The sequence below is a fragment of the Candidatus Neomarinimicrobiota bacterium genome (assembly GCA_041154365.1).
GTDB lineage: Bacteria > Fidelibacterota > Fidelibacteria > Fidelibacterales > Fidelibacteraceae > Fidelibacter > Fidelibacter multiformis.
On the sequence record AP035449.1, the window covers coordinates 2,572,665 to 2,597,463 of the forward strand.

General features: G+C 47.5%; 20 protein-coding genes. 8 read left to right on the forward strand and 12 right to left on the reverse strand.

The genetic code is table 11. From position 1 onward, the window contains the following. Window positions 1-4 precede the first annotated feature (4 nt). From strainIA91_RS10960 to strainIA91_RS10970, 3 genes are read left to right on the forward strand one after another with little or no spacing between them, the layout of a single operon-like run. The gene (locus strainIA91_RS10960) at window positions 5-2,185 is read left to right on the forward strand and encodes an urea transporter (RefSeq protein WP_400166812.1); all 2,181 of its coding nucleotides are present in this window, start codon (window positions 5-7) and stop codon (window positions 2,183-2,185) included. After that, window positions 2,170-3,495: a tetratricopeptide repeat protein gene (locus strainIA91_RS10965; protein ID WP_400166813.1), complete on the forward strand. Its 1,326-nt coding sequence runs from the start codon at window positions 2,170-2,172 to the stop codon at window positions 3,493-3,495. The genes strainIA91_RS10960 and strainIA91_RS10965 overlap by 16 nt, the downstream gene beginning before the upstream one ends. After that, window positions 3,483-4,103, forward strand: coding sequence for a tetratricopeptide repeat protein (locus tag strainIA91_RS10970; RefSeq protein ID WP_400166814.1), 621 nt, complete (start codon window positions 3,483-3,485; stop codon window positions 4,101-4,103). The genes strainIA91_RS10965 and strainIA91_RS10970 overlap by 13 nt, the downstream gene beginning before the upstream one ends. A 51-nt stretch (window positions 4,104-4,154) precedes the next feature. Here the strand turns inward: strainIA91_RS10970 and strainIA91_RS10975 are convergent, their stop codons facing one another. The 12 genes from strainIA91_RS10975 to strainIA91_RS11030 form a co-directional block, all read right to left on the reverse strand. Next, window positions 4,155-5,078 (reverse strand): ABC transporter substrate-binding protein, encoded by a 924-nt coding sequence (locus strainIA91_RS10975; RefSeq protein ID WP_400166815.1) that lies wholly within the window; start codon window positions 5,076-5,078, stop codon window positions 4,155-4,157. A 12-nt stretch (window positions 5,079-5,090) separates the two neighbouring features. Then, entirely contained in the window at window positions 5,091-6,002 is a 912-nt protein-coding gene (locus strainIA91_RS10980; protein ID WP_400166816.1) for a hypothetical protein, read from the reverse strand. 27 nt (window positions 6,003-6,029) lie between these two features. Further along, the gene (add, locus tag strainIA91_RS10985; protein ID WP_400166817.1) at window positions 6,030-7,016 is read right to left on the reverse strand and encodes an adenosine deaminase; all 987 of its coding nucleotides are present in this window, start codon (window positions 7,014-7,016) and stop codon (window positions 6,030-6,032) included. Window positions 7,017-7,047: 31 nt separating this feature from the next. Further along, complete coding sequence (locus strainIA91_RS10990) at window positions 7,048-8,346, reverse strand: NupC/NupG family nucleoside CNT transporter (RefSeq protein ID WP_400166818.1); 1,299 nt, start codon at window positions 8,344-8,346, stop codon at window positions 7,048-7,050. A 34-nt stretch (window positions 8,347-8,380) separates the two neighbouring features. Continuing rightward, complete coding sequence (locus strainIA91_RS10995; RefSeq protein WP_400166819.1) at window positions 8,381-9,580, reverse strand: adenosylhomocysteinase; 1,200 nt, start codon at window positions 9,578-9,580, stop codon at window positions 8,381-8,383. Between the two features lie 68 nt (window positions 9,581-9,648). Then, a complete protein-coding gene (locus tag strainIA91_RS11000) occupies window positions 9,649-10,668 on the reverse strand; it encodes a YncE family protein (RefSeq protein ID WP_400166820.1) in 1,020 nt (339 codons plus the stop codon). A gap of 22 nt (window positions 10,669-10,690) precedes the next feature. Then, window positions 10,691-12,889 (reverse strand): TonB-dependent receptor, encoded by a 2,199-nt coding sequence (locus strainIA91_RS11005; RefSeq protein WP_400166821.1) that lies wholly within the window; start codon window positions 12,887-12,889, stop codon window positions 10,691-10,693. A gap of 17 nt (window positions 12,890-12,906) precedes the next feature. Next, window positions 12,907-14,781: a TonB-dependent receptor plug domain-containing protein gene (locus strainIA91_RS11010; protein ID WP_400166822.1), complete on the reverse strand. Its 1,875-nt coding sequence runs from the start codon at window positions 14,779-14,781 to the stop codon at window positions 12,907-12,909. Next, the gene (locus tag strainIA91_RS11015; protein ID WP_400166823.1) at window positions 14,778-15,797 is read right to left on the reverse strand and encodes an ADP-ribosylglycohydrolase family protein; all 1,020 of its coding nucleotides are present in this window, start codon (window positions 15,795-15,797) and stop codon (window positions 14,778-14,780) included. The genes strainIA91_RS11010 and strainIA91_RS11015 overlap by 4 nt, the downstream gene beginning before the upstream one ends. Before the next feature lie 11 nt (window positions 15,798-15,808). Continuing rightward, the gene (locus strainIA91_RS11020; RefSeq protein ID WP_400166824.1) at window positions 15,809-16,627 is read right to left on the reverse strand and encodes an AIR synthase related protein; all 819 of its coding nucleotides are present in this window, start codon (window positions 16,625-16,627) and stop codon (window positions 15,809-15,811) included. A gap of 5 nt (window positions 16,628-16,632) precedes the next feature. Next, entirely contained in the window at window positions 16,633-17,388 is a 756-nt protein-coding gene (locus strainIA91_RS11025) for a GntR family transcriptional regulator (RefSeq protein ID WP_400166825.1), read from the reverse strand. Between the two features lie 10 nt (window positions 17,389-17,398). After that, window positions 17,399-18,739, reverse strand: a complete 1,341-nt coding sequence (locus strainIA91_RS11030) for a metallophosphoesterase family protein (protein WP_400166826.1) — start codon at window positions 18,737-18,739, stop codon at window positions 17,399-17,401. A 1,054-nt stretch (window positions 18,740-19,793) separates the two neighbouring features. Between strainIA91_RS11030 and strainIA91_RS11035 the strand changes: the two genes are divergently transcribed. The 5 genes from strainIA91_RS11035 to strainIA91_RS11055 all read left to right on the forward strand — a co-directional run bounded on the left by strainIA91_RS11035 (window position 19,794) and on the right by strainIA91_RS11055 (window position 24,785). Beyond that, window positions 19,794-20,015 carry a hypothetical protein gene (locus tag strainIA91_RS11035; protein ID WP_400166827.1) on the forward strand — a complete coding sequence of 74 codons (222 nt, stop codon included), beginning with the start codon at window positions 19,794-19,796 and terminating at the stop codon, window positions 20,013-20,015. Continuing rightward, a complete protein-coding gene (locus strainIA91_RS11040; RefSeq protein WP_400166828.1) occupies window positions 20,012-20,602 on the forward strand; it encodes a TetR/AcrR family transcriptional regulator in 591 nt (196 codons plus the stop codon). The genes strainIA91_RS11035 and strainIA91_RS11040 overlap by 4 nt, the downstream gene beginning before the upstream one ends. 156 nt (window positions 20,603-20,758) lie before the next feature. Beyond that, entirely contained in the window at window positions 20,759-23,050 is a 2,292-nt protein-coding gene (locus strainIA91_RS11045; RefSeq protein WP_400166829.1) for an RND family transporter, read from the forward strand. Further along, window positions 23,051-23,986, forward strand: coding sequence for a hypothetical protein (locus strainIA91_RS11050; RefSeq protein WP_400166830.1), 936 nt, complete (start codon window positions 23,051-23,053; stop codon window positions 23,984-23,986). Between the two features lie 19 nt (window positions 23,987-24,005). Next, complete coding sequence (locus strainIA91_RS11055) at window positions 24,006-24,785, forward strand: outer membrane lipoprotein-sorting protein (protein ID WP_400166831.1); 780 nt, start codon at window positions 24,006-24,008, stop codon at window positions 24,783-24,785. Window positions 24,786-24,799: the final 14 nt, after the last annotated feature.

Genomic DNA, 24,799 nt, shown 5'->3' on the forward strand with positions numbered 1-24,799 from the left:
ACTCATGAAACGTGAGTTCGATTTTACAGGCAGCCTTTTAAACAGCTATTCGCAAATTTTCTTTTCCGATAACCGCTTGTTTGCCGGTATTCTGATTCTGGTAACCTTTGTGGATTTTTATACCGGCCTTTTCGGTTTGCTGGCCGTCCTCACCACAACTCTTTTGGCCCGATATCTGGGTTTTCATCCCTTCAAAATTCACCAGGGATATTATGGTTTTAATTCCCTGTTGGTAGGACTTGGACTGGGTATTTTTTTTCAACCGGGGCCTCTGCTGGTCCTCATCGTCATCCTGGCATCAATTCTTACCCTGTTTATTGCCGTCAGTTGCGAAGGGATTATAGGAAAATATGCCCTTCCTTACCTCAGCATCCCTTTTGTCGTGTCCATGTGGATTCTGACACTGGCTTCCCGTGAATTTCAGGCCCTGGGTTTGAATGAGCGGGGCATCTATACCTTAAATGATTTATACATTATGGGGGGGAATTCACTCGTTCAGGTGTATGACTGGTGGAATCAACTGGCAATCCATTCCTCGATCCGTGCCTATTTCCTCTCGCTGGGTGCGATTCTTTTTCAGTACAATATGCTCACAGGTATCCTTGTGGCTGTGGGATTGCTTCTGTATTCCCGCATCGCCTTTACCTTGTCTTTACTGGGTTTTTATACGGCATATTTCTTCTATCTGCTGATTGGTGCTCCCTTTTCAGAAGTGAGTTACAGCTATATTGGTTTCAACTATATTCTGACGGCCATTGCCACCGGAGGTTATTTTATCATCCCCAATAAAAATTCCTATGTGTGGGCAATCCTGACAATCCCCCTGGTGGCGGTGATGACGATTGGATTGTCCCGCATTCTTGCCGTATTCTATCTGCCGGTTTATTCGCTGCCTTTTAATGTGCTCTCCCTCCTCTTTCTGTATGTTTTGAAATTCAGGGTGGATAACAGGGCAAATCTGACACCGGTACTTATTCAACAGAATACTCCGGAGAAAAACCTCTATTCATACCTGAATTTCATGGAACGCTTTGGAAAAGAGAGTACAGTGCCGGTTCACCTGCCATTTTTCGGGGAATGGATTGTGACACAGGGGCATGACGGTGAATATACCCATCAGGACCGGTGGCGCCATGCCTGGGACTTTGAAATAGCTGATGAGACAGGACAAACCTGGAAAAATTCAGGGGATTTTCGTGAGGATTATTTTTGTTATGATAAAACAGTCATTGCCCCGGCCGACGGGACTATTGAAACGGTGGTGGATGATGTCCCGGATAATACGATCGGAGAACGAAACCTGGAACAAAACTGGGGTAATACGATTCTGATCAAGCATGAAGATGACCTGTTTACCAAACTGAGCCATCTGAAACCGGACTCAATCCAGGTGAAGCCCGGCGATAAGGTCCGGAAAGGAGATATGCTGGCCCGGTGTGGAAACTCGGGGAATTCCCCCTATCCCCACCTCCATTTTCAGGTCCAGCAAACCCCTCATATCGGCTCTGAGACACTCGATTATCCCATCTGTAACTATATGCTCCGCCAGGATAGGGAATTTTCCCTGAAAACCTATGCGATCCCTGAGAAAGGAAACCGGGTATCTGCTGTTCAGGTAAATTCAGCCTTGAAAAAAGCCTTTCATTTTATCCCCGGAGAAAAAATCCGGTTCACCCTGGAGGATGATTCCGAACCCTTAATATGGGATGTGAAAATCAATGAATTTCTCAATACCTATATTGAATGCCGGAAGTCCGGATCGAAAGCCTGGTTTAAAACCGATGATGCCATGCTTTATTTTACCCATTTCGAAGGAACCCGGGATTCTCTCCTCTATCACTTTTATTGTGCAGCATTCCGTGTTTGCTTTGGGTATTACAAGGGACTTGTGATTGAAGATTCTTTTCCCCTGAGCATGGTGTTTTCCACAAAGGATCTTATTTTTCAGGATTTTGCAGCTCCCTTTATCCGTTATAAAAAAGGTCAATATCAACTTTCCTATACCAGTCTGGAAGAAACGCTTTCCGATACGCATCTTCTTCTTGAATCTGTAGTAACAACCTACTCCTTTGGAAAAATCCGTTCACATACAAGCTATGTCTGTGATATTGACAACGGTGGACTAAAAACGTTTTCAATTCATCAAAAATCAAGAACCCGGAAGGCATTATGCGCTACAGAATAACCGGAATCATCTACCTGATGGCGGCCATCACGCTTTTTGCCGGGGAGCCCATCATCAATACACTTACTGTGGAACAGGAAACAGCCCGGTTTACCCGGAGTGAGGACTGGAAATCCATGATTCAAACCGGACAAAAAGCCCTGAAAAAAGGAATTGATTTTTATAACCTCCGGTACAGACTGGGAATTGCTTACTACCAGCTGGAGAATTATCATGCGGCAATCCGGCATTTTACCAGAGCATACCGTATCAACAGCGCCGATCCCCTGTTAAAGGAATATCTGTACTGGGCATACCGGTATGCGGGCCGGGAAGGGGATGCACGGATACTGGCTGCCGGCTTTTCACAGGAGCTGAAAAGAAAGGCAGGCGTTCCAGACCGCTTTCCGGGAGAGTACCTGAGTGTCTCTTTAAATGCCGGTTTCCCCGTCGATAAATCCTTTACAGACGATTATGTTAATGATACCGGACTTGCGATCAACGGATCCCAGTTTTTATCCAAAACACTGGGTTATGCGGATGTCGGCCTTTATAAAATCTTTTCACCCCGCCTGTCTGTGTATGGAAGCTATGCCCGGCTCAGGAAAACATCCTATTTATACGCCCAGGAAAACGGGGTTGCTGTAACCAAACCTGATTATGTGACCAATCTGAATCAGATCTATCTATCCGGAACGTACCATGTGGCCCAGGGAACGGATCTGACATTTGGTGCCCATTTTATCAATCTGGTATATTTAAGGGACCGTTATGTTTTTGAAGGGCTGCAAGGACGGATAGTCACAGATGAAATAACGGATAATGACAGGCTTTCGTTTGTGTCCGTCTTTCATTCCTTTCCTTATGTAACAACCGGTATGACAGCGTTGTTCAGCAACCTGAATCAAAACAATCAGATCCAGGGGGATTGGCAACTTACCGTATATCCCCTTGGAAATCTCAATCTTTATGGAGGATTTATCCTGTCGTATGTTCACCAGGATCCAGACGAAAATATGGTGATAACCGATCTGCTGATGGGAGGAAAACTTCTGTCCTGGCTGTGGGTAGAGGGGATGTATGCCACCGGAGACTTGCATCATGCATCCCGGCATCAAGGCTACATCGTGTATAATGGGATGGATGTGATCACACGGCGCATCGGTGGACGATGGATTTTTCCGGTCTCGGATGATCTCACAATCCGTCTGAATTATACGTATCAAAACCATGAGAGTTCTTTTCGTCCGGACAATACAAGTCTACCGGAAACAAATCCGATTCATTATAAAAGCCATTCCATAACGGGAGCACTGCAATGGAATTTTTGAAACATCGTTATATGCAATTTATGGTTCTGTTTCTTGCCGGCTGGGGGATTCTGTACGCTCAGGACCAGGTGATCAAAGCCTTTGAAACAAGCTATACACAGGAAAATGAAGGTCAGTATCAACGTGCAGCAGAAACGTTGACAGCCGTCTATGATGAAGATTCCTATGAGATAAACCTCCGCCTGGGCTGGTTGTATTATCTGGGCGGGAAAATGGACAAATCTGAAACATATTACCGGAATGCCGTGAAACTCCGGCCCTATGCCATTGAACCCCAATTGGGACTGGCGTATCCTTTATCCTCCCAGGGAAAATGGGATGAGATTGAGAAGATGTATCTGAAAATTCTGGAGATGGACCCACAAAATACGCTTGTTAATTACAGGATGGGTCTTATTTGTTACAACCGGGGAGAATATGAGAAAGCAGACCGTTACCTGGAAAAGGTATTAAATCTGTATCCTTTTGATTATGATACTCTGTTGTTAAGCGCCTGGACAAAACTTCACCTTCAAAAACTCAGAGAAGCCAAAATATTGTTCCATAAAACACTCATGGCCAGCCCCGGTGATGCATCTGCGCTCGAAGGACTGGCCATGCTTCCTTAATCAAAGGAAGTTTCCCTTTTCTATAAAAAACTTTTTAAATCATCTGAAACATTATTTAATCCAACCCAATTCCCAGGGAATTGTTCCTTCAGGGGATTCAAAATATTCCGGATGAAGCAGATAAGCCAGTTTTTGTGTGGCAACGACCTGCCGGGGACCAAAGTGTTTCATCAGGGCTGAATCGTAGTACAGAACACGGCTCCGGGTCACAGCATCCGTTTCGTCATACCCGGGTCGGGTATATATTTCTCTCAGGGGTGTTATGCCTTTCCAGCCTCCCAATTCAGCATCCAGCCAGATGGGAGAAAGAATAATATCCGGATTTTTCTCAACGACTTTATCATTGGATGTTCTGAAAACTCCCACCGCCGTATCTCCGAAAACATTCACGCCACCGGCGGCCCGGATCATATCATGGAGGGGTGATTCACTGCCAAAGGTCCAGGGACCCATGTGATTGATTTCCATATAGACTCTGACCGGTTCCAGCTTTGAACTGACGGCGCGGATTTTATCCATGCCTGCTTTCATGTGATCCACCATATCATGGGCACTTTTCGCATTATTCGTCACCTCACCGATTTTTAAGATGCACGCGTATACATCCTCCAGCCGGTTTGGCTCGAAATGATACACGGTGAACCCCATGGCCCTCAGGCTGTCTGCAATCTTCCGTTGCATGTTTGTATCTGTAAAAATCAGGTCTGGTCCGATGGAGTCAATTCGAGCAAAATTGATGTTGATAAAATCACCTACGACCTTCAACCGGCCGGCTTCTTTATCTTTCATGACCTGCTCCGGGAAAAAGCAGAAACTGGTTGCTCCCAAAACCTGGTTGCCGGCACCGATTTCATAGATGATTTCGGTCATGGTGGATGAGCAACTGACAAGTGTTGGTTTTTCCCCTTGGCTGCAGGCTGTGAGAGAAAAGACGAGTATGATTAAAATGAGAACATGTTGTTTAATGGTTTTCATCACAATCTCCTTTTATTTCAGATTGGCCAGAATGACGGCAAGAATACCAAAGCCGATAGTAAAGTACCAGGCAGTCGTCCGCTTTTCACCAAAGAAGAACACGGAGGCCAGGGCACCGGCCAAGATGGTTATCATGCCGTTGATGGTGAAAACAAAAGCGGCCGGATAGGGAGCACACAGGCTCAGTAAAAAAAGTCCGGCAATAGAACCTACGCCACCCATGAGTCCCAGGCGGATGAGTGTGCCAGTGCTTTCCGGTTTTATCTTTTGAAATGAGACGACGGTTCCGCAGACCAGGGCCATCATGGCATAGAGGATAAAATAGATATTCGGAAGGTATTTCCCCAGATAGCTGACAACATCTCCGGGCACCATCCGGCTGCCCAGATCCCGGATAGTGAGAAAGACAATGCTGTTGCTGAAGAGAATAATAATCAACATAAGGCCATACAGAATTTTATCTTTCAAAGCTGATTCCTTCCCGTCTCCACCGTCTTCATTTTCCAGATTGGAAGCGGCAACGACACATAAAAGGCCGGAAACCAATGCCAGTGCCTGAAAAAGATGGACGGCTTCCTGATATACTACCGCAGCATAGATGATGACAACCAAAAAGTTCAAATTCAGGGCGCACCATACAGGAGACAGGGGCCCCCGTTTCAGACTTGCTTTTGTTAATTCCATGGCTACGATTTGTCCCAGGGCATTGATTAAAGCCAGACCGTATATAAAGAGGGGAATCTCTTTCATCAATCCCCAATCCATCTGTACACCGAAAAAGATCATTCCGCAAATTCCCATGCTTGTGGCAATGTGCAAAGGGACTACATTTTTTGATTGTCCCAACCGGAAGGCGATTCCGATCAGGGAAAGACTCAGGCCGGAAACGGCAGCCAGTACAAATCCCATAAGACTTATTTCCATGGCAAATCCTTTCAATCTATCAAGGGGTTAGGTCAGGTTATCCCAATCATTTTCTATCGTTTTCTGAAGTTTTGTTTTGATATCCGGTGTAAAAAAAGATGCTTTCAGTGCATAATGGGTCAGGCGATCCAGATCATCAGCCTGAAAGCCATATTCCCGACAGATGAATTGAAATTCCTCTGTCAATGTCTGATTAAACATGGTTGGGTCATCGGAATTGATGGTGATTAAAAGTCCCTCATCGTAAAAGATTTTCACAGGATGTTCCCGGGCACTTTTTACCACCTGAGTTTTCAGATTGCTGGTGGGACATATTTCCAGGGGAATTTGACGATCCCTGAGAATCTTCATCAGTTCCCTGTTCTGAATGGCTGTAATCCCGTGGCCGATTCGTTCTACATTCAGGCGGGATACGGCATCCCAGATGGAATAAGGACCTTCAGTTTCTCCGGCATGTGCCACGGTGTGAAATCCTTGTGACCGGGCAAGCCGGAAGACATCCTCAAAGCGAAATGCAGGGAAATGCGTTTCATCTCCTCCCAGGCCGATTCCGCAGATACGTCCTTTATAAGGGGCCAGTTGTTTTAACTTATCTTCCGCTTTTTCATGACCGTGATTGCGTACAAGATCGGCGATCAGATTCACGGGGATTCCAAAGTCCTTTTCTGCTGCCTCTTTGCCTTCGAGGGTCGCTTCGATGATGGCCTCTGCCCCGGGCCCCCAGGCGTCAAAATCCCAGGGAGAGAAAAAGGCCTCCAGGGCAATCACGTTTTGCCTGGCCAGAGATTCTATAACCAGGTATGTGGAATCCCGGAAATCTTCTGCCGTGCGAAAATACCTGTTTTTCCAAACCCAGGACCGGATGAAGTGGTCAAAATCCCCAAAGACAAATTGTTTCCGGAGGGTCTCAAGATCCCGTATTTCAGATTCGGGTTCGTACTTATGGATCCGGCTCAGAAGAAAATCCAGCGTAAATGCCCCCTCCAGATGGCAGTGGAGCTCAATTTTCGGCATATCCCGGATAATGTGATTTAACGGTTTCATTTTATGGCATGAGGATGGTTCCGCCGCTGTAAAAGAGTCCGGCAACGGAGGCGGTTAAAAGGTTTGCAAAGGTTGCCCCCAAAAGGGCCTTGAAACCCAGTCGACTGATATCTTTAATCCTTTCAGGAACCAGGGCGCTGAGGCCGCCGACAAAAATGGCAATAGATGCCACATGGGCAAAACCAGTGAGGGCATAGGTGGCAATCACTATCGATCGGGGAGATTGCACGGCACCGGACTGGATAAGGATTGACAGATTCTGGAAGGCTGTAACTTCAGAGAGGATAAGCCGCTGGCCAATGATGGGCGACAAGGTGGCCACATCGCTGACAGGAATACCGATGATAAAGGTCAGGGGATAAAAAAGATATCCTAAAAATCCTTCCAGGCTCCAGTTGATGTGTGTTCCCAGCAGATTGTTCAGGGGCGAACCCACATAACCGATGATTACATTTACCAGCTCTACCAAACCCAGAAAAGCAATGAGCATGGAAACAATACCCACAACCAGCTTCACACCTGAATTGGCACCATTAATAATGGCGGCAAACAGATTGGGATCTTTTTCATAGTGAGGCCGGATGTTTTGTCCCAGGGTCACAGGGGATCCATCTTCCGGGAGGAGGATTTTTGAGATAACAATGGCCGCGGGTGCATTCATAATGGAAGCGGACACCAGGTGTCCGGCAATCATGGGAAATTCTCCCTTCAGGATAAAAGTATACACTGCCAGCATACTGGAGGCGATGGTGGCCATACCGCATGTCAGAATGGTGTTCAGCTCGGAGCGGGTCATTTTGCTCAAATAGGGTTTTACCACCAGGGCCGATTCAATACCGACAAAGATATTTGAAGCGGCACTGCAGGATTCGGCCCCGCTGATTCTCATGAGCCTGGTAAAGGCATAGGAAAACCATTGAATGATCCGGTTCATGATCCCCAGATGGTAGAGGATGGCCACCAGTGCGGCAAAAAAGATAATCGTGGGAAGCGCCTGAAAAGCCAGAAAATATCCCAGAGAGCTTTCCCCTGATTCACTCACGGTGCCCGGCCCAAGGGCCAGCCTGCCAAACACAAAGTAGGAGCCGGCGGTAGCCGTCTCAAGAACTTTGATTACAATTTTGTTGATGACCATGAAAAAGCGTGTTCCAATAGGAATCATAAACACAAAGAGGGCAAAAAGAAGCTGCAGACCCAGTCCCCAGGATACCACACGCCAGCTCACCTTTTTTTTATTCGCCGATAAAAGCCAGGCAAGTCCAATCAGGATAAAAATTCCAAAAAAACTGGTTAGTCTCATAATGATCTCTCAATAGGTGTTAAGCGTTGCGGATTCATTCATCTATAAAAATCCCATCGGCCATCAGGCGTTCCCGGACTACCAGTTCGTCAATCTCCCGTGGGACGGGATAGTATCCCGGTTTCAGTTCAGGATGTGATAAAACGTAGTTCAGGGAAGCCAGTTGAAGGCCAAAGCTCAGATCCAGGATTTCCACGGGATGGCCTAAACCACCTGCAATGTTGATAATACCACCTTGTGCCAGCAAGTAGATGGACCTGTTGGAATCAATCCGGTATTCTTCAATTTCATTCCGGACTTTTACGGGATCACCGGCAATTTTTTTCAGTCCGGGTACATCAATTTCGTAGTTAAAATGTCCGGCATTTGCCAGAAAGGCTCCGTCTTTCATGACCATAAAATGTTCAGGGCGGAGAATATTTTCCTCCCCGGTCGTGGTAATAAAAATATCGCCTTGTCGGGCGGCATCCAGCATGGGCATCACCCTGCATCCGTCCATTCGGGCTTCCAGGGCTTTCCAGGGGTCGATTTCTGTGATGATCACATCGGCACCCATCCCGGAGGCAATATTGGCAACCCCCCGGCCACACCATCCATATCCGGCCACAACCACGGTTTTCCCCGAAATGGTCATGTTCGTCAGGTGGGCGATGGCAGTCCATGTGGATTGCCCGGTCCCGTACCGGTTATCAAAAAGGTATTTGCTGAGGGCATCGTTAATCCCCAATGAGGGATATTTTAATAATCCTTTTGCCGCCATACGCCTTGCCCGGTTTACACCGGTGGTGGTTTCTTCACAAATACCAGCAATATTTACTGCATAATCAGGGTGTTCGTGGAGATAGTTGCAGATATCTCCTCCGTCATCCACCACTGCATGGGGCTGGGCGGAGGTGATTGCATCAATGTAGGACCAGTATTCTTTTTCCGAGGCACCGTGTTTGGCGAATACATGGATATCCTCTTTAGCCAGAGCGGCGCATACTTCGTCTTTGGTAGACAGGGGATTGCTGCTGGTAATCCATACATCCGCTCCCAAACGGCGGATCGTCTGGGCCAGATAGGCCGTTTTTGCTTCCAGATGAATACATAAAGCAATCCGCTTTCCCTGAAAAGTTCCCTCAGCATTAAATTTTTCAGCAAGACGGTTCACCACTTTCATCCATTTTGAAACCCAGTCGATGTTCTGCTGTCCTGATTCTGCCAGTGAGATGTCGCGAATACTGTATTTCATTTCGGATCCTTTCCTATCCATAAAAACTCAAAAAAGGCGGGGGAATATCTCCCCCGCCGGACATCTGATTAATAGATACGTTGTGCAAGACTCATGGGACTGTCGCCCACATTGTAGGTTTTAAGGACAGTTCCAGTACTGTTGACCTTCACAACCTGGTCATCATCCCATACACTGACCCAGACATAACCTTCCGTATCCACCAGGATACCGGATCCGCCTTTTCCAAGGAACATGTCTTCCGAGTCGTTCAATATGGTGTAATCCGTGGTGCTGTATACCATACAACCCATACCCCATACACTCAGATAGGCTAATTCGTTGACGAGATCCGTTGCAACCATACCAGGTGCTCCACCGATTTCAACGGTCTCAACAACCGTATCTGTTGCCGGATCAATCACGCTGGCAACACCGGGATTGGCGCCGTAATCTCCGGTGCAGGATACATGAAGTTTACCGTCTGAAGCAACAGCAATCGACTGGGGATTGGTTCCCACATCGATGGTTTTGATCACTTCGCCATTGGTGGCATTCACCACGGTGACCGTTCCCTGTTCATAGGGCTGATCCCAGCCGACATAGCCGGTATTGGATACGTAGACTTTATCCCCGCTGATGGCGATACCGGTGGCTCCTGTTCCGGCGGTTGTTTCTGTAACCACCGTTTTTTCCTGCATATCCACTTTCAGTACCTGGTTGGACATGGAACAGGTGACGAAGGCATAACGATCGTCATAGAAAGCCATGTTCATGGGATTTTTCCCGTCTCCCAGGGCAATCGGCGTTTCGGCTTCCCAGGTGTCTACATCGAAGATCATGATATTGTTTGAACCGGAGTTCACACAATACAATTTTTCATTATGGTAAACAAGCTGGTTGGGCCAGGTTCCTACGGTTGCCACATTGTTATATACCGTATCTGCCTCCAGATCGATGACTGAAATGCTGGTCGCGGCAGAATTCAGTACATAAATGGCACTGGATGTTTCAGGTGTGTCCGACCCTGTCGGATCATCCTCACATCCCCAAAAGCCAAAGGCTGTAAACAGAACAGCCACACACAATACCCATACTTTTCGATTCATCCGAACCTCCTTTTTCATGGTATTATTTCTTTTCTACTGTCAATGAAACCCTCCATTCCCTTCCGGGAACGGGCATGTTTTTAATAACTCTGTATTCAGTACCAAACAGGTTTTTCAAATGTGTATTCACCGTTAGACGAAAGGTTTTATATGCCATCTCATAACCTATACTGATGTGGGACAGACTGTAAGGATCCAATGAATTCCTCCAGACATTTGTGGCGTCCGTGTATCGTCTGCTTACATACTGGTAACTGTATGTCCCATAAATATGCAGAATCCGTCCCGTGAGTGAAACATTCACTGTATGCTTCGGTCGATAGACCAGGATTTTTTCATATTCTGCCGGGGATTCCGGGTTGGTGTTCCGGGCATCCATAAAGGTGTGGTTAGCCTGAAAGGTCAGATTATTTTTCAAAGGACTGAATTTCAGGCTGTTTTCAACGCCCCTGATCCGGGCACTTTGGACATTTTCAGGCATCCACAAACCGGCTGTTTCCTGCCAGATGATCATATCGCTCAGGTAATTTTCAAAGTATGTGGATTCAAGGTAAAAACCATTCAGCACCGGATATTGAAGACGGATGCCCATATCCCAGTCCATGCCGTTTTCCGGACTCAAATCGGGATTCCCCTTGGTCCATGCATCTTCCGGCCAGTACAAATCATTGAAAGTCGGAGCCCGGTAACTGAGGCCGGCATTCATTTTCAAAGACGTCAGCCATCGTTCACCCCAATTGAAAACCAGACCGATCTTTGGAGAAAAGCGGTTTGGATAATCGGAGTTCCAGTCGTAGCGAAGGGAGGGGACAAGGGACAGCTTTTTCATTCCCAGGATTTGGACAGGCAGCTGGTTTTCACTAACAGTAAAAAAGTAGGCAGATGTGCGCAGTCTTTCATCGGATGTTTGGTGATCCTGCATATAATCCAGCCGGATGCCGCTTCCGTAAGTGAGGGTACTCCAATCTTCCAGAATGCTCCGGACCTGAATTTCACTGCCGCCGGTCCGGGTTGTAAATCGGGAGTCCACCTTCTGAAGGGATTCATCATTGAAATAACGGCTCCATGAGTCGTAGTAGTAGTTTTGCCACCTCAGTTCGTGCAGACATGAAAAAATTTTGCCACTCAGAAGCATATTGGCCTGGTTTTGTTTATCCCACATCCGGGCCTGGTAATAATAGGGTTCAATGGTGCCCGGCGCCCCCCGTTCCGATTCATGATGCCGGAGTGTGAATTCCAGGTGACGGGTAAAAAGACCCTCACCCAAAGACGTGGCAAGCCGGCCATGTAAATCGGTGGATTCAATATCGGCGTTTTTGCGTGTTCTTTCCTGTCCGTAGTTGTCTGTAAATGTAAAATCCCCTTTTGAATGCAGATACTTTCCGGAGCCACTTATATCCCATCGTTTGATTTTGGCATCCACCGTGGATTCCAGGGAAAAGGTCCCGAATGAAGCACCGGTGGTTTTTACAGATCCCTGCCATCCGCCTTCTTTCTGTTTGTCCGACCGGGTGATAATATTCACAACTCCTCCGATGGCATCAGCACCGTAGAGAGCTGAATTGCTTCCCCGCACCACTTCAATCTTTTCCACTCCTTCCAAAGACAAGGTACTCAGATCTACTTCTCCTGTTTGGGGATTGTTGATGCGCTGGCCATCCAGCAACACAACAACCTGCCCTGCTGTGGATCCCCGCAACGAGATGGTTTTCGTGTTTCCCAATCCGCCCTGATCCTTGATGAACACTCCCTGAATGTTCTGGAGGATTTCCCCCAGGTTTTGGGCATTCTGATATTCCGGTGCATCTGTATCCAGTACGTTCACCGATGCGGGGACATCCGTTACCAATGTGGGTCCCCGGGTGGAGGTGACGGTAATGCTCTGATTGTATTCCAGCACCGTCGGATTCATATACACATCCAGGGTTACGGTTTCATCTTCAGAGACGGAAATTCCGGGGAATTCCTGGGTCTTGTATCCGATCATCCTGAAAAGTACCGTGTAATCACCAGGAGGAATATCATAGATGCAGTAATTTCCATTACTCTCGGATGCAGCCCCCAGAGAGGTCCCTTTTAGATAGACATTTACGGCACCCAGCGGTGCTCCGCTTTCATGACACCGAATCGTACCACAAATCCGGCCCTGGCCGTTCCCCGACAGGAGAACGGGAAGGAGAAGAAGGATGGAAAGCAGCAAGGGCCGGATCTTGTGTGGCATGAGAAGCTCTCAGTGTGTTAAAAATTTGCACCCAGGGTAATCTTGTACATTCTTCCGGGCTCGGCTGTGCCCCGGACTTTCATGTAATTCTCGTCCATCAGGTTGGTAACCTCCAGGGTGGAAGCCCACTGAATTTTCAACAGCGGGAAGCGGTAGGAAATATTTGTATCGTAAGTGGTAACCTGGGGCAGCCAAAGGGTGTTGGCCGGATTGGTATAACGCAATCCCACATAGTGGACCATGAAATTCCATTCCAGTCCTTTAAAACGGATGGTGCTTGTAAGATCCAGTTTGTTTTTGGGGCGGTATGTGATGTATTTGTTGTGCCGGTTGGGATCCGGACCTTTATCCAGGGCTTTCATGTATGTGTATTCAGCATTCAGGACAAGTGAATTATTAAAAAGATCCAGGGTTCCGGACGTTTCAACACCCTGGGTGCTGGTTTCAGATATGTTCTTTGGAGTCCAAAGGTTATCCATGAACGGATCCTGTGCCCAGAGAATCAGGTTGTCGATTTCATTCCGGAAATAATTGGCCGATACCGACAGCCCTTTTAAACCGGCAGTCAGTCCGATATCATAGTTGAATCCGTCTTCGGGCATAAGGTTGGGGTTTCCCACGGCAAAAGCATCCCGGGGCCAGTACAGATCATTGAATGAGGGAGCTTTATAGGATTTGGCAATATGAGAGACAAGGGAAAGATTCAACACTCCCTGATGAACGGCAGAGAGGCTGAGGCGTGGACTTAAGGCGTTTTCGAAGTCCGATGTGGCATCATAGCGAAGGGCGATGGAACTCTCGAGTTGTGAGATAAATCCTCCCAGAGGGAGTATTCCGGTGAAAGACGTATGGGCACTGTGGGTATTTCGTGTTTTTTCACCGACATCGGTGCTTTCTATCCGGTCGTTCCGGTAGGAATATCCATAACTCACATTCAGAAATTCACCAATGGTCCCGCCCTGCTGGAGTTCAAGACCCAGGGCATAATTGTCATGATCGCTGTGTGTGCCGCCTCCCAGGGCATCCGGATCATCAAATTTGGTTTCATAATCCAGAAAATAGCTCTGGGCTTTCAGGTTAAAATCCCTGAAAAGGACGGCCTGATCATAGGTCAGGTTGTAGGATTTATTGTCATAGCGGAGCCGGGCATTGGGTGTGGGATTGTCAATCATGCCGGGGGTTCCGTTATCTGCATTATACCAGTTGGTGGAAAGGCTGAGATTTTTCCCTTCCGCCAGCCGGTAACCCGCTTTGGCGAAAAGATTGTATGAAGACTGTTCGTTGTTTTTCAGGATTTTTTCATTGCCGTAATAATCGGTATAGGGGAAATCCCCGTCCCACAGATCCCGCTGCAACGAGATAAAAGTATTCAGGCGTTTTTTATTGTAGGAATGGTTGATATTGTAAGTCTGCCGGTTGTAGGAACCATAGGACACCTGAAACCCGTAGTTCATGGGCTTGATGGATTCTGTTTCTGTTTTTGTGGTAATGAGAATGACGCCTCCCACGGCATCGGCACCGTACTGGGCCGAGCGGCCGCCCCGGAGAAGCTCTATTTTTTCAATGTTGGTGATGGGAAGACTGGCCACGTTCACACCCACAGAGCCCGGTGTGTTCAGTCGCTGGCCATCCATAATCACCACCACTTTCGAGGCACTGACATCCCGAAGTGAAATTTCTCCGGAGGAATTTACCGATACACCGGAGATGGTCTGGAGAGCGTCACCTACATTGTCGCAATTGTGTTTTTGAAAATCCTCTTCCGTTAAAATGACTTCGGATGTGGATTTGGATGATTTTTCCTCCTGTTCTTCGGCTTCCTGGGCCCACACAGGACCGACGAGAAGTGTGAACATAAGGACCACAAGGGTCAAGGGTTTAAACCATTTCATGAAAGTTCTCCTTTTCCAGATGATTCTTGAATGATCGTCCATAATTTTTCTGCATAATCGTCAAAATCAATGTCATTGACTTCCGCCAGCTGTTCGATCCAGGCATCGGGGAATGAATCCACGCCTTTCAGGCTCCCGCAGACAGCACCGGTGATAGCTCCGATGGTATCGCAATCTCCGCCAAGGTTCGCCGCTGCAAGGATGGCTTCCACAGGATTTCCGTTTACCAGGCTGGCCAGGGCAAGGCAGGTAGGAACTGTTTCGGAAATTTGCACGCCGGCTCCGATGATTTCATACAAATCCCGGCGGGCTTCATCAGTCGATTCGGCGGTTTTGATAATTCCCAGGGCCAGTTTCAACCGTTTTGATATAGAAGCGCTGTACCAGTCCACTCCCCGGGTCATCCCCAGGTCAATCGCTTCATAAACTGCCGGAAGAATGTTTGACAAATTGTTTTCGCCCATGATGCCCTTTCCGATAGCCACGGCTATGCCTGAAGCTCCGGCAATGGCGATATTTGTGTTATGGGTCGGCAGACAGGCTTGCTCCACGGCATCTACCGTTCGTTTCACATCCCCTTTTCCGTAAATGCCTACCGCGGCAATCCGCATCACAGCCCCGTTGGTATCTCCGGCACTGCCTGCTTCGTACACCGATTTGCCATTCCGGATGGCGTAAAGGGCCCGGAGAGAACTCGGACCGATCAGCATGCTGTCGAAAGCACCAATTTTTTCAGCCCACGTGATCAGCCGTTTCCCGATATCTTCAGGATCCACCTTTCCATTGGCAATGATAGAGTCGGCAATGAGCAGCGTTTGCTGGGTATCATCCGTGATTTCAGCGGCTTTTAAACCGCCATGAATGACGTGTCCTTCCGGTGCCGGCAAAAAGGTCCGGATTTTGCCGAAGACCTTTCGGATGGTTTCCGGACTCATCATGGACGAGGGCATACCCATGGCATCTCCGGCCGCAACGCCGATCAGACAGCCTTTAATGCGTTTTTGAATCTTGTTCATCTGTTTTCCTTTCACTTTCCCTGCTGTATGACCCCTATTTTATTGACTGGAGAGGCAATGTGTGTAGGAAGGGTTTTGAAAGCGTCCTCCGTCATGGATGCAATCACACAGGTTGAAGGACCCCCTGATTTTTTTAAATCCAGGAAGGATGCGACAGGTTTAGCTGTAAATCCTGCAGAGCTGGCCATTTGGTCCATTTCGAATCCAGTCCCATGGGATCCCACCGGAAGCATATCATGAATCCCCGGCAGGGATTGAATTGTCAGGAGATCCCTCGAAGCCAGAATCTCCGGGTCATTGACGCGTACAGTATCGGCAGGTGCTGATTTTGGAAGCCCGATGCAGACAACGCAATCGCCGGGGGCTGTAGTACCGGGACGGAAATCCGCTTCATGGACCAGTCCGATCACACAGGTTCCCACACCGGTCATATTCGTGGGGACATTATCCTCCGTACTGCCGGATATGTGAAAATCCTTTCCGAGTCCTGCCGCTTCAATTTCTTCCCGCACGCCCCTGAGGATTTCTTTCCCCACATCATCCATGGGAAGGGTAAGCATGTCATAAGCAGCCATGGGGATGGCTCCGGACGCCAGCACTTCCAACAAGGGGACCCGGATGGCAAAACGTCCCAGTTCATAAGGGGGACAGGGGACTGTATCGCCGGGGCGTGGACCGATACCGCCGTCTGAATCCACAGCCACAATCAGGGAATAGCCGTCCTGCAACTCCATTTTGGTCAAATCACGGACAGACCGGATCCGGGAAATGCCACTGCCTTGTTTCCGGAGGGTCTGATACAAATCGGCCAGGTAAAATGATGACATCATGTTTCCTAAGAATTTCCTTCTTTCAGGATTTCCACATAAAATTTCCCTTTGTCTCCCCGGAGAATTGTTTTGACGAATTCAATGACATCGCCAGAGTCAATCTTTGTAATCCTTTCCAGAAGGAAGACCGGATCTCCGGGCTTGATCTTTAATAAGTCCGCCTCATAGGGCGTGGCCTTGACGGCCTGAAGGGTTTCATGGGCATCTACAATATTTAACCCATATTCACTTTTAATGGTCATAAACATGGAATGCTCTTCAATATCCTTATCAATAAGGCCAGGAACCAGTTTGACCGGCAGATAGGATGTTTGAAGGGCAATAGGATAATCGTCGACATAGCGGAGTCTCTGGATGCTGTAAAACCGGGTGTTTTCATCGGCATTCAGCATTTTTGAAATCAGTTTATGAGCTTTGATCTCATCGGCACAGATCAGTTTGCTGCGGACCTTTTTATTCATGCCGATCATTTCAGCGGAAAAGCTGAGGGAGGCAACAATACTGTAGGTAATGGATTTATTGGCAACAAAAGTCCCTTTCCCCTGGATGCGGTATGCCAGTCCCCGATCCACCAGATTTTTTATGGCCCGTTGCGCCGTGGCGCGACTGATCCCCAAATACTCTTTCAATTCGTTTTCTGAGGGGAGTTTCTGATCCGGTTTGTAATATCCCTGTTCAATCAGGTTTTCCAAAACTTCCTGAAGCTGATAGTAGTAAGGAACGATACTGGATTTATCAATTTTGCCCAAAAGTTCATTCATGGAACACTCCTTAATCGGATGTAAAATCTATGGTTTTTTGGATACACCGGGTCCGGGTATCGCTGAAAGATACCCTAATGGTTACAGGAATACTTCCCTTTTTTTCAAAATAAATCTTGGATGTAGTTCCTTCCCAAAGAGGGGCCGGTGTGAACCATTGACCGGTATTGGAATAATTGGCCCATCCGATACGCTCCCCGGGAGCAAGGGTTATAGGAGGTGTGGTATCCGGATGATTCAGCCAGCGGATTTGTTCAAAATCCCGGGGCTGCGTATCGATGGAAAGTTGAATGGGCACATCAATGGGATTGGCCAGGGATGCCAGGCGGACGATTGCCTTTTCCGGTATTTCAGTGGGTGTGTGAATGAATTGAGCGTCCTGGTATAGATTGTCCAGCATGCAGGATAGCGCCTGGATGCGGTCCATGGAACGCCGGGGTGTCAGTTCCAGAAGGGTATCGCCGGGGACATCCAGCAGACGGATATCCTCGAGTCCCCGGGGAGTCAGTTTCATCAGCCCCACCATGTGTGTTCCCCCTGAATGGGCATCCGAAGTTTTCACTGCTCCGCCGGTGGCTCCCATCACCAGATACCGAATACCGTCAATTTCTCCGTCATCCTGATCATAGTGGTAGTGACCGGCAAGGACGGCTTTTACGTTGTATTTTTTCAGCACATCGTGTACCCGGGACCAGTTGGACCACACATACCAGTGAGGATGATGAACCAGGACCATAATCGCTTTTGCAGACGAATGTGTTTCAAGATCCTTCTTGAGCCATGCCAGTTGCTTGTCTGTAATCTGGTTAAGAAAGATGGATCCCCACCGGGGATCGGTGTGGAGGTTTTCCATACTATAGAGGCTGATAAAATGGTATCCGTTCAGGGTAAATGAATAATAGGGAAGGGAATCGATGGGGAGGGATGTTTCCTGGCTCAGGGACAGAAACCAGTTTTCCCGGCTCCGGTCTTTGGAGAGGGGTTGATATCCGGGAGGAACCACATCGTGGTCTCCAATGGCCACCAGCCAGGGAAGGTCTGTTTTTTCCATGATGCCGGCGGCCCGATTGAACACGGCTTTGTAATCTTCATAGGAATCCACATCCCGGACACTTTCCACCATATCTCCTACATGGAGGAGAATCTGGGGCTGGTGGTTCTCAAGCATGGCCACACCCTTTTCCATGATATCCAGGGCTTCTTCTGTATCATAAGCACCGAACTGATCCCCCACAATCCCAATGATAAGGGGATCTTCTTCCGGGGCACAGGCAAAGAAAATGAAGGAACAGGCCAGTAAAAGCACAGAGATTGTTGAAAGCCCGGTTCCCTTTACACTGTTTAGTCTCATCGTATTTGTCCGAATGATTGGTTGTCCGTACAAGTTAATGTAGAGACTCCTTTTTATCTTGTCAACACTAAAATGAGTTTTGAGTCTTTCTCCCGCAGAGGGGCAGAGTGTGCGGAGGGATTGATTTGAATGAGGGATTGGATGATTGGACCTCTTGTTGCGCTTCACGCGTTACGCGTCACTTTTTCAGTCGGCAGGCGGCAGTCAACAGTCGAAAGTCGAAAGTCAAAAAGTCGATTGATTAGATTGATTTGATTGAAACCCCAGGAGCGAAGCGACGCTAACTTCCAACTTCCAGCTTCTAACTTCATAAAGATGATTGTCTGCCCCGTGAAATGAGTGCAGCGTATTTCACAGGGGATTGATTGGATTGGGGGATTGACACTTCGCCGTGTTCAGTATTCAAACGCCTTCGGCGATCAAGAATTCAAGCGGCACTTCGTGCCGTTCAATGGCTTCACTGCGTTCAGCATTCCAGCACTGCTTCGCAGTGTTCAAAAAAGAAATAACCTATTGAAATCCGCATATCCGGGATTGAAGATCGAACGCAGTGAGATCCTTGAACGCTGCGCAGCAGCGTTTGAACACCGAACGTAGTGAGGTGCTTGAAAGCCGCGTAGCGGCGTTTAATAATTCAAGCGGCACTTCGTGCCGTTCAATAGCTTCGCTGCGCTCAGCATTCCAGCACTGCTTCGCAGTGTTCAAAAAAGAAATGACCCATTGAAATCCGCATATCCGGGATTGAAGATCGAACGCAGTGAGATCCTTGAACGCTGCGTAGCAGCGTTTGAAAGCCGCGTAGCGGCTATTGAACCCCTGAACCAACTATCAGGAGCGAAGCGACGCTAACTTCCAACTTCCAGCTTCTAACTTCTAGGAGATGATTGCCTGCCCCGTGAAAAGGGACCCTATTTACCGGGATATTTCACGGGGGATGTTTAATATGGGAAGTTTTATATATAAAGGGAGCCATTTTAAATGAATGCGATCGAGAATAAAAAATCTTGTAACGTTAGTTAATAATTACTAACTTACCGTAAAGTAGGAGGAAAAAATGCTGAAACTGGTGACAAAATTGAGAATTATTTCCCTGATTGCCCTGATCATTACATCCGTCCCCCTGGTGATTACCTACTGGGCGGGGACTGAACCCCGGAATCCCCTCATTACACACCTGCACGTCTATATCGGTATTCTCTTCACACTTTTGGCCATTGCCAATATGATCCTGATGAAAAAAGATAAGAAAAATTCCGAAAAAGGAATGCCTATATGAAAACGGACCGGCAAAAAGAAATTATCCATGTCTCCCTGGAACTTCTCTCTGAATATGGTATCCAGGGACTGACCATGAAAAACCTCTCGAAAAGGATTGGAATATCCGAACCTGCCATCTACCGGCACTTTGACAATAAGGTGGAGATTCTCTCGGCCCTGCTGGATTTTTTCCGGCAAAATAATGAAGGTTTCTTTGAAAAGGAGGTGGATAAATCCTTCCCGGCTCCGGATAAAATTGAAAATATTCTCATGAATCACTTCCGGGTCTTTACGGAAAATCCGTCCCTCGTGACTGTAATCTTTGCCGAAGAACTTTTTCGCAATGAAGCCGCCCTCTCTGATAAAGTGATTTCCATTATGGAATATAACAGCTCCGTCATAAAAACGATTCTCGATGACGGTCAGGCTGCCGGAACAATCCGGAAGGATATCCCAGCCGAACACCTGATCCTGATGATCCTGGGTGCCCTGCGCCTTTTTGTAAAAAAATGGCAGTTGACCGGTGCTCCCTTCAGTTTGAAGGATGAAGGTTTAAAATTAACTGCATCCCTTAAGTGCCTGCTTAAACCCGCGAACGGATCATAAGAGATTCCGCCATGAAACAGATCATACACCGGAAAGAAAGAGCCCCCTTCCCCTTCAGAGTGATGCTTATCCTCCGAAATCTAAAATACAGGCTCCTGTTTCTGCGCCTTTTTTTACCCGGTACGTTAGTTAACATTAACAAACATTGAGGAAAACATGAAACAATCCTCCCTTAAAACAAAACTCTTTGCCGGACTGGTCCTGCTGGTCATTGCTGCCATCACGGTGTTTTTCATGCAGCAGATCCGTCAGAATTCCCGCATGGAGACGAACCTGGATAAGTACATGCCCCAAAACCATCCCGCTTTTGTTTACAGCGATCAGGCGGAAGAGTGGTTCAATATTAAAGACGGTATTCTGATTGCCATCGAAAATCCCGATGGTATCTACAATTCCGTCACCCTGGAAAAAATTAAGGATATCTCCCGAAAACTCCAGAAAATGCCGGAATTCGATGATCATGATGTCACCTCACTCTATACGGCGGATAATATTGAAGGCACAGAGTACGGACTGGAAGTGAATGCCTTTTATTCCCGGGTTCCCCAAGATGCCGAAGCTCTGGATGAACTCCGGCAAAACGTGCGGGAGAATGATATGATCTACGGGAGGGTCGTCTCCCGTGATGAAACAACAGCCCTCATCGTAGCCGGAATGGAGAGCGAATATTTCACCGATGATTTCTATCGTGAGATCCTGGCCTTTGCCGGTTCCTATGAGGATGAAAACAATACCATCTATGTTGCCGGCCGTCCCATTGTGGAAGGCACCATGGGTAAACTGGGACCCAAAGACATGCAACGCATGGTGCCCATTGTCCTTGTAGTTATTACAGGCGTCCTGCTCCTCCTTCTCCGAAGTTTCCGGGCTACGTTTGCTACCCTTCTCACTGTTTTTGTAAGCACCATCTGGGCTTTTGGACTCATGGCGGTTCTGGGAATTCCCGTCTATTCCGTCTCCACCATGATCCCCGTGATGCTCATTGCCATCGGTGTGGCTTACGGTATTTATTTTTACAATCACCTGAAACAATATGTGGAGCGCCATCCTCAGGCTAAAATACTCACATCCCTGAAACATACTCTGACCGTTTTGTGGAAACCCCTTGCCATGGCGGCCTTTACCACGATGATCGGTTTTATCTCCCTCCTCACATCGGAAGTCTATCCCATCAAATATTTTGGTATTTTTACAGCTTTCGGGATTTTCACGGCCTTTCTCATGGCACTGATTCTTCTGCCGGTGATGGTGGTCCTCACGGGATATCATCCCGGGAAAAAGAAAGAAAAAGCAGATTCAGAACACAACCCCTTTATCCGTTTTACCAATGGATTGCTGGCAAGGAAAAAAATAGTCTATGTTACAGTCCTGATCATTGTAGCCGTTTCTCTTTTCGGGATTCAGCGTGTCTGGATCAATTCCAGTTTTCTGGACAAATTTGAAAAAGATAGTGAGATTGTCAAGACAGATACTTTTGTGAACAGCAAATTTGGCGGGACATCCACCCTGAATGTGGTTCTTGAAAGCCGTGACGCAGATACCTTTAAAAAGCCGGAGACCCTGCGCCTGATAGACGCCCTTCAGGCCGAAACGGTGAAGCTGGACAAGGTGGGAAATTCCTTCTCCCTGTCTGATTACCTGAAGCGGATGAACAAGGTGATGAATGAAGACCGGGAAGAATTTTATGCCATTCCTGAAACCCGGAACATGGTTGCCCAGTACCTCCTGCTGTATGAAATGTCCGGTGATCCGGAAAACCTGCTGAAAGTCACCAATTACGACTACAATAAAGCCAATGTGACCTTTCAGCTGAAGGGGGACGATTCCAAAACGATCAATGAAGCCCTTGCTGTGATTGAATCCTTTGAAGATGATTTTCAGGAACTGGGCGTTGAAATAAACTTTGCCGGTTCGGGCTACAAGTCCCTGGTTTTTACGGACCTGATTCTTGAAGGTCAGATCAAGAGCATCGTGATGTCTCTTTTTCTGGTGCTGGGACTCCTGATGTTGATGTTCCGGAGCATTAAAGCCGGGCTCATTGGTGTTACGCCGATCCTGATTACCCTCCTGATCAATTTCGGGTTTATGGGAATCCTGAATATTGCCCTGAGCACCACCACAGCCCTTTTATCCAGTATTGCCATGGGTGTGGGTATCGATTATGCCATCCACTTTCTCCAGCACTACCGCATGAACCTGTCCACCAATCCATCGAAAGAAACCGCCTTGTACGCCACCATGAACCAGACAGGCAAGGCAATTCTGTATAATGCCATCGTGGTAATTTCAGGCTTTCTTGTGCTCCTCTTTTCTGTTTTCCCTCCCAACCGAACATTAGGCGCATTGGTATCCATGAATATGTTCTCAAGCCTGACCGGAACATTAACCATTATGATGATCCTGGTCTATACGCGTAATCTGTTTATAACAAAAAGGAAAGATACCTAGATGAAACGTGTCCCTGACACATGGTTGATATGGCTGTTTTTTCTGAGCCTTGGGTTGAATACACCTTATGCCCTGGCGAAAACGGTGCCGGAGAATAATTTCTTCCGGTCCATCCGTGCCAATCAGAAAGAAAGTTATATCACCTTCAGTCAGGGCATGGGAAATCTTGAACCGTTGATTTTTGAAGGACTTGTGGCGCCCTACTTTTTGCTCAGGACAAACAGGGATTCCCGCTGGGGTGCCACGCTGTCTCCTGCCATCATGATACGGATGCAGGCAACGGAATCCTTTCCGGTCCGGACCCCCAGTTACATGCCCCAATTGAGTTTTTACCACCAGCTGACCCGCTTTCTGGATCCGGATGAACCGGTGCGGTATCTCTTTCTGACTCTGGCACACCATTCCAACGGACAGGATGAACCTTTTTATCTGGAGGATGGCCGTATCAATACCCGGTCCGGCGACTTTTCCACCAACTATTTTGAAATCGGTGCCTTCTTTAATGAACGGATTATTCCCTTCTCTCATACCACGGAATATTTTAAAACATCATTAGAAGTTCACGTGAATCTTGACCGGAGCCGGGAACTGGAAGGACAATACAGCTTTCTCCGTTGGAATAACAGCTTCCGGATCAACAAGTTCTCGTTCAAGCGTCTGCGGTCTCTTTTCAACGGAAGGATTCACACTTTCGATGATATCCCCATTGTCCAGACCTTAATCAATACAAGCTGGATGTTCGGGGATATGGACGATACAGGATTCTGGGATATCACAGAACGTCTGAATGTGGAAGCCATGATTTCCTACCGTCCTAAAATCCTGAAAGATGTAAGTCTTTTCCTGCGGTATTATAATGGACAGGACTATTACAACATGTTCTTTTATCGCCGCATCCACACACTTCAGTTTGGATTGCAGGCTTATTCATTTTAACACAAACAAGGAGAATACCATGAAACACAAAAGCACACCTTTCATCCTGAGTCTTCTGCTTATGATACTGATGATTCAGCCTTTGAACGCTGAAATCACCGGAAAGCAAATCATGGAGGATGTTTACAATAATCCTACCGGTGATGATATGCAGGGAGAACTCACCATGACCCTGACCAACAAGCAGGGGGAAAGCAGAGTCCGTACTCTGAAACAATACATCAAATACGGGGATGAAATGGACAAGAAAATCATGTTCTTCATGGCACCGGCCGATGTGCGGGGAACATCCTTTATGAACTGGAGCTATGCCGACGGCCGGGATGACGACCAGTGGATCTATTTACCGGCCCTGAAACGGACCAAGCGGATCTCCAGTGACGGAAAAAGTGATTATTTCATGGGATCAGATTTTACCTATGACGATTTGGGTGACCGCCATCCCGGGGAAGATACCCATACACTCCTCCGGGAAGAAACCCTGGACGGGAAAGCGTGCTGGGTTGTGGAAAGCATCCCCAAAGAAGAGGATTATATGTATTCCAAAACCATCACATGGGTCATGAAAGATAATTATCTGGGACTCCGTCGGGAATTCTATGATGAAGACGGCGATCTGTTGAAAATCCTTACGATTCACAAGTTTGATAACATTGACGGATTCTGGACTATCCTGGAAACAGAGATGAAAAACGTGCAGAAAGATCATAAAACAAACATGGCTTTCAACAATGTACAGATCAATCAGGGTATTCCGGACAGCCGTTTTACAGAGCGCAGTATGACCCTGGGACGATAAAAGAGAAAAAGGAG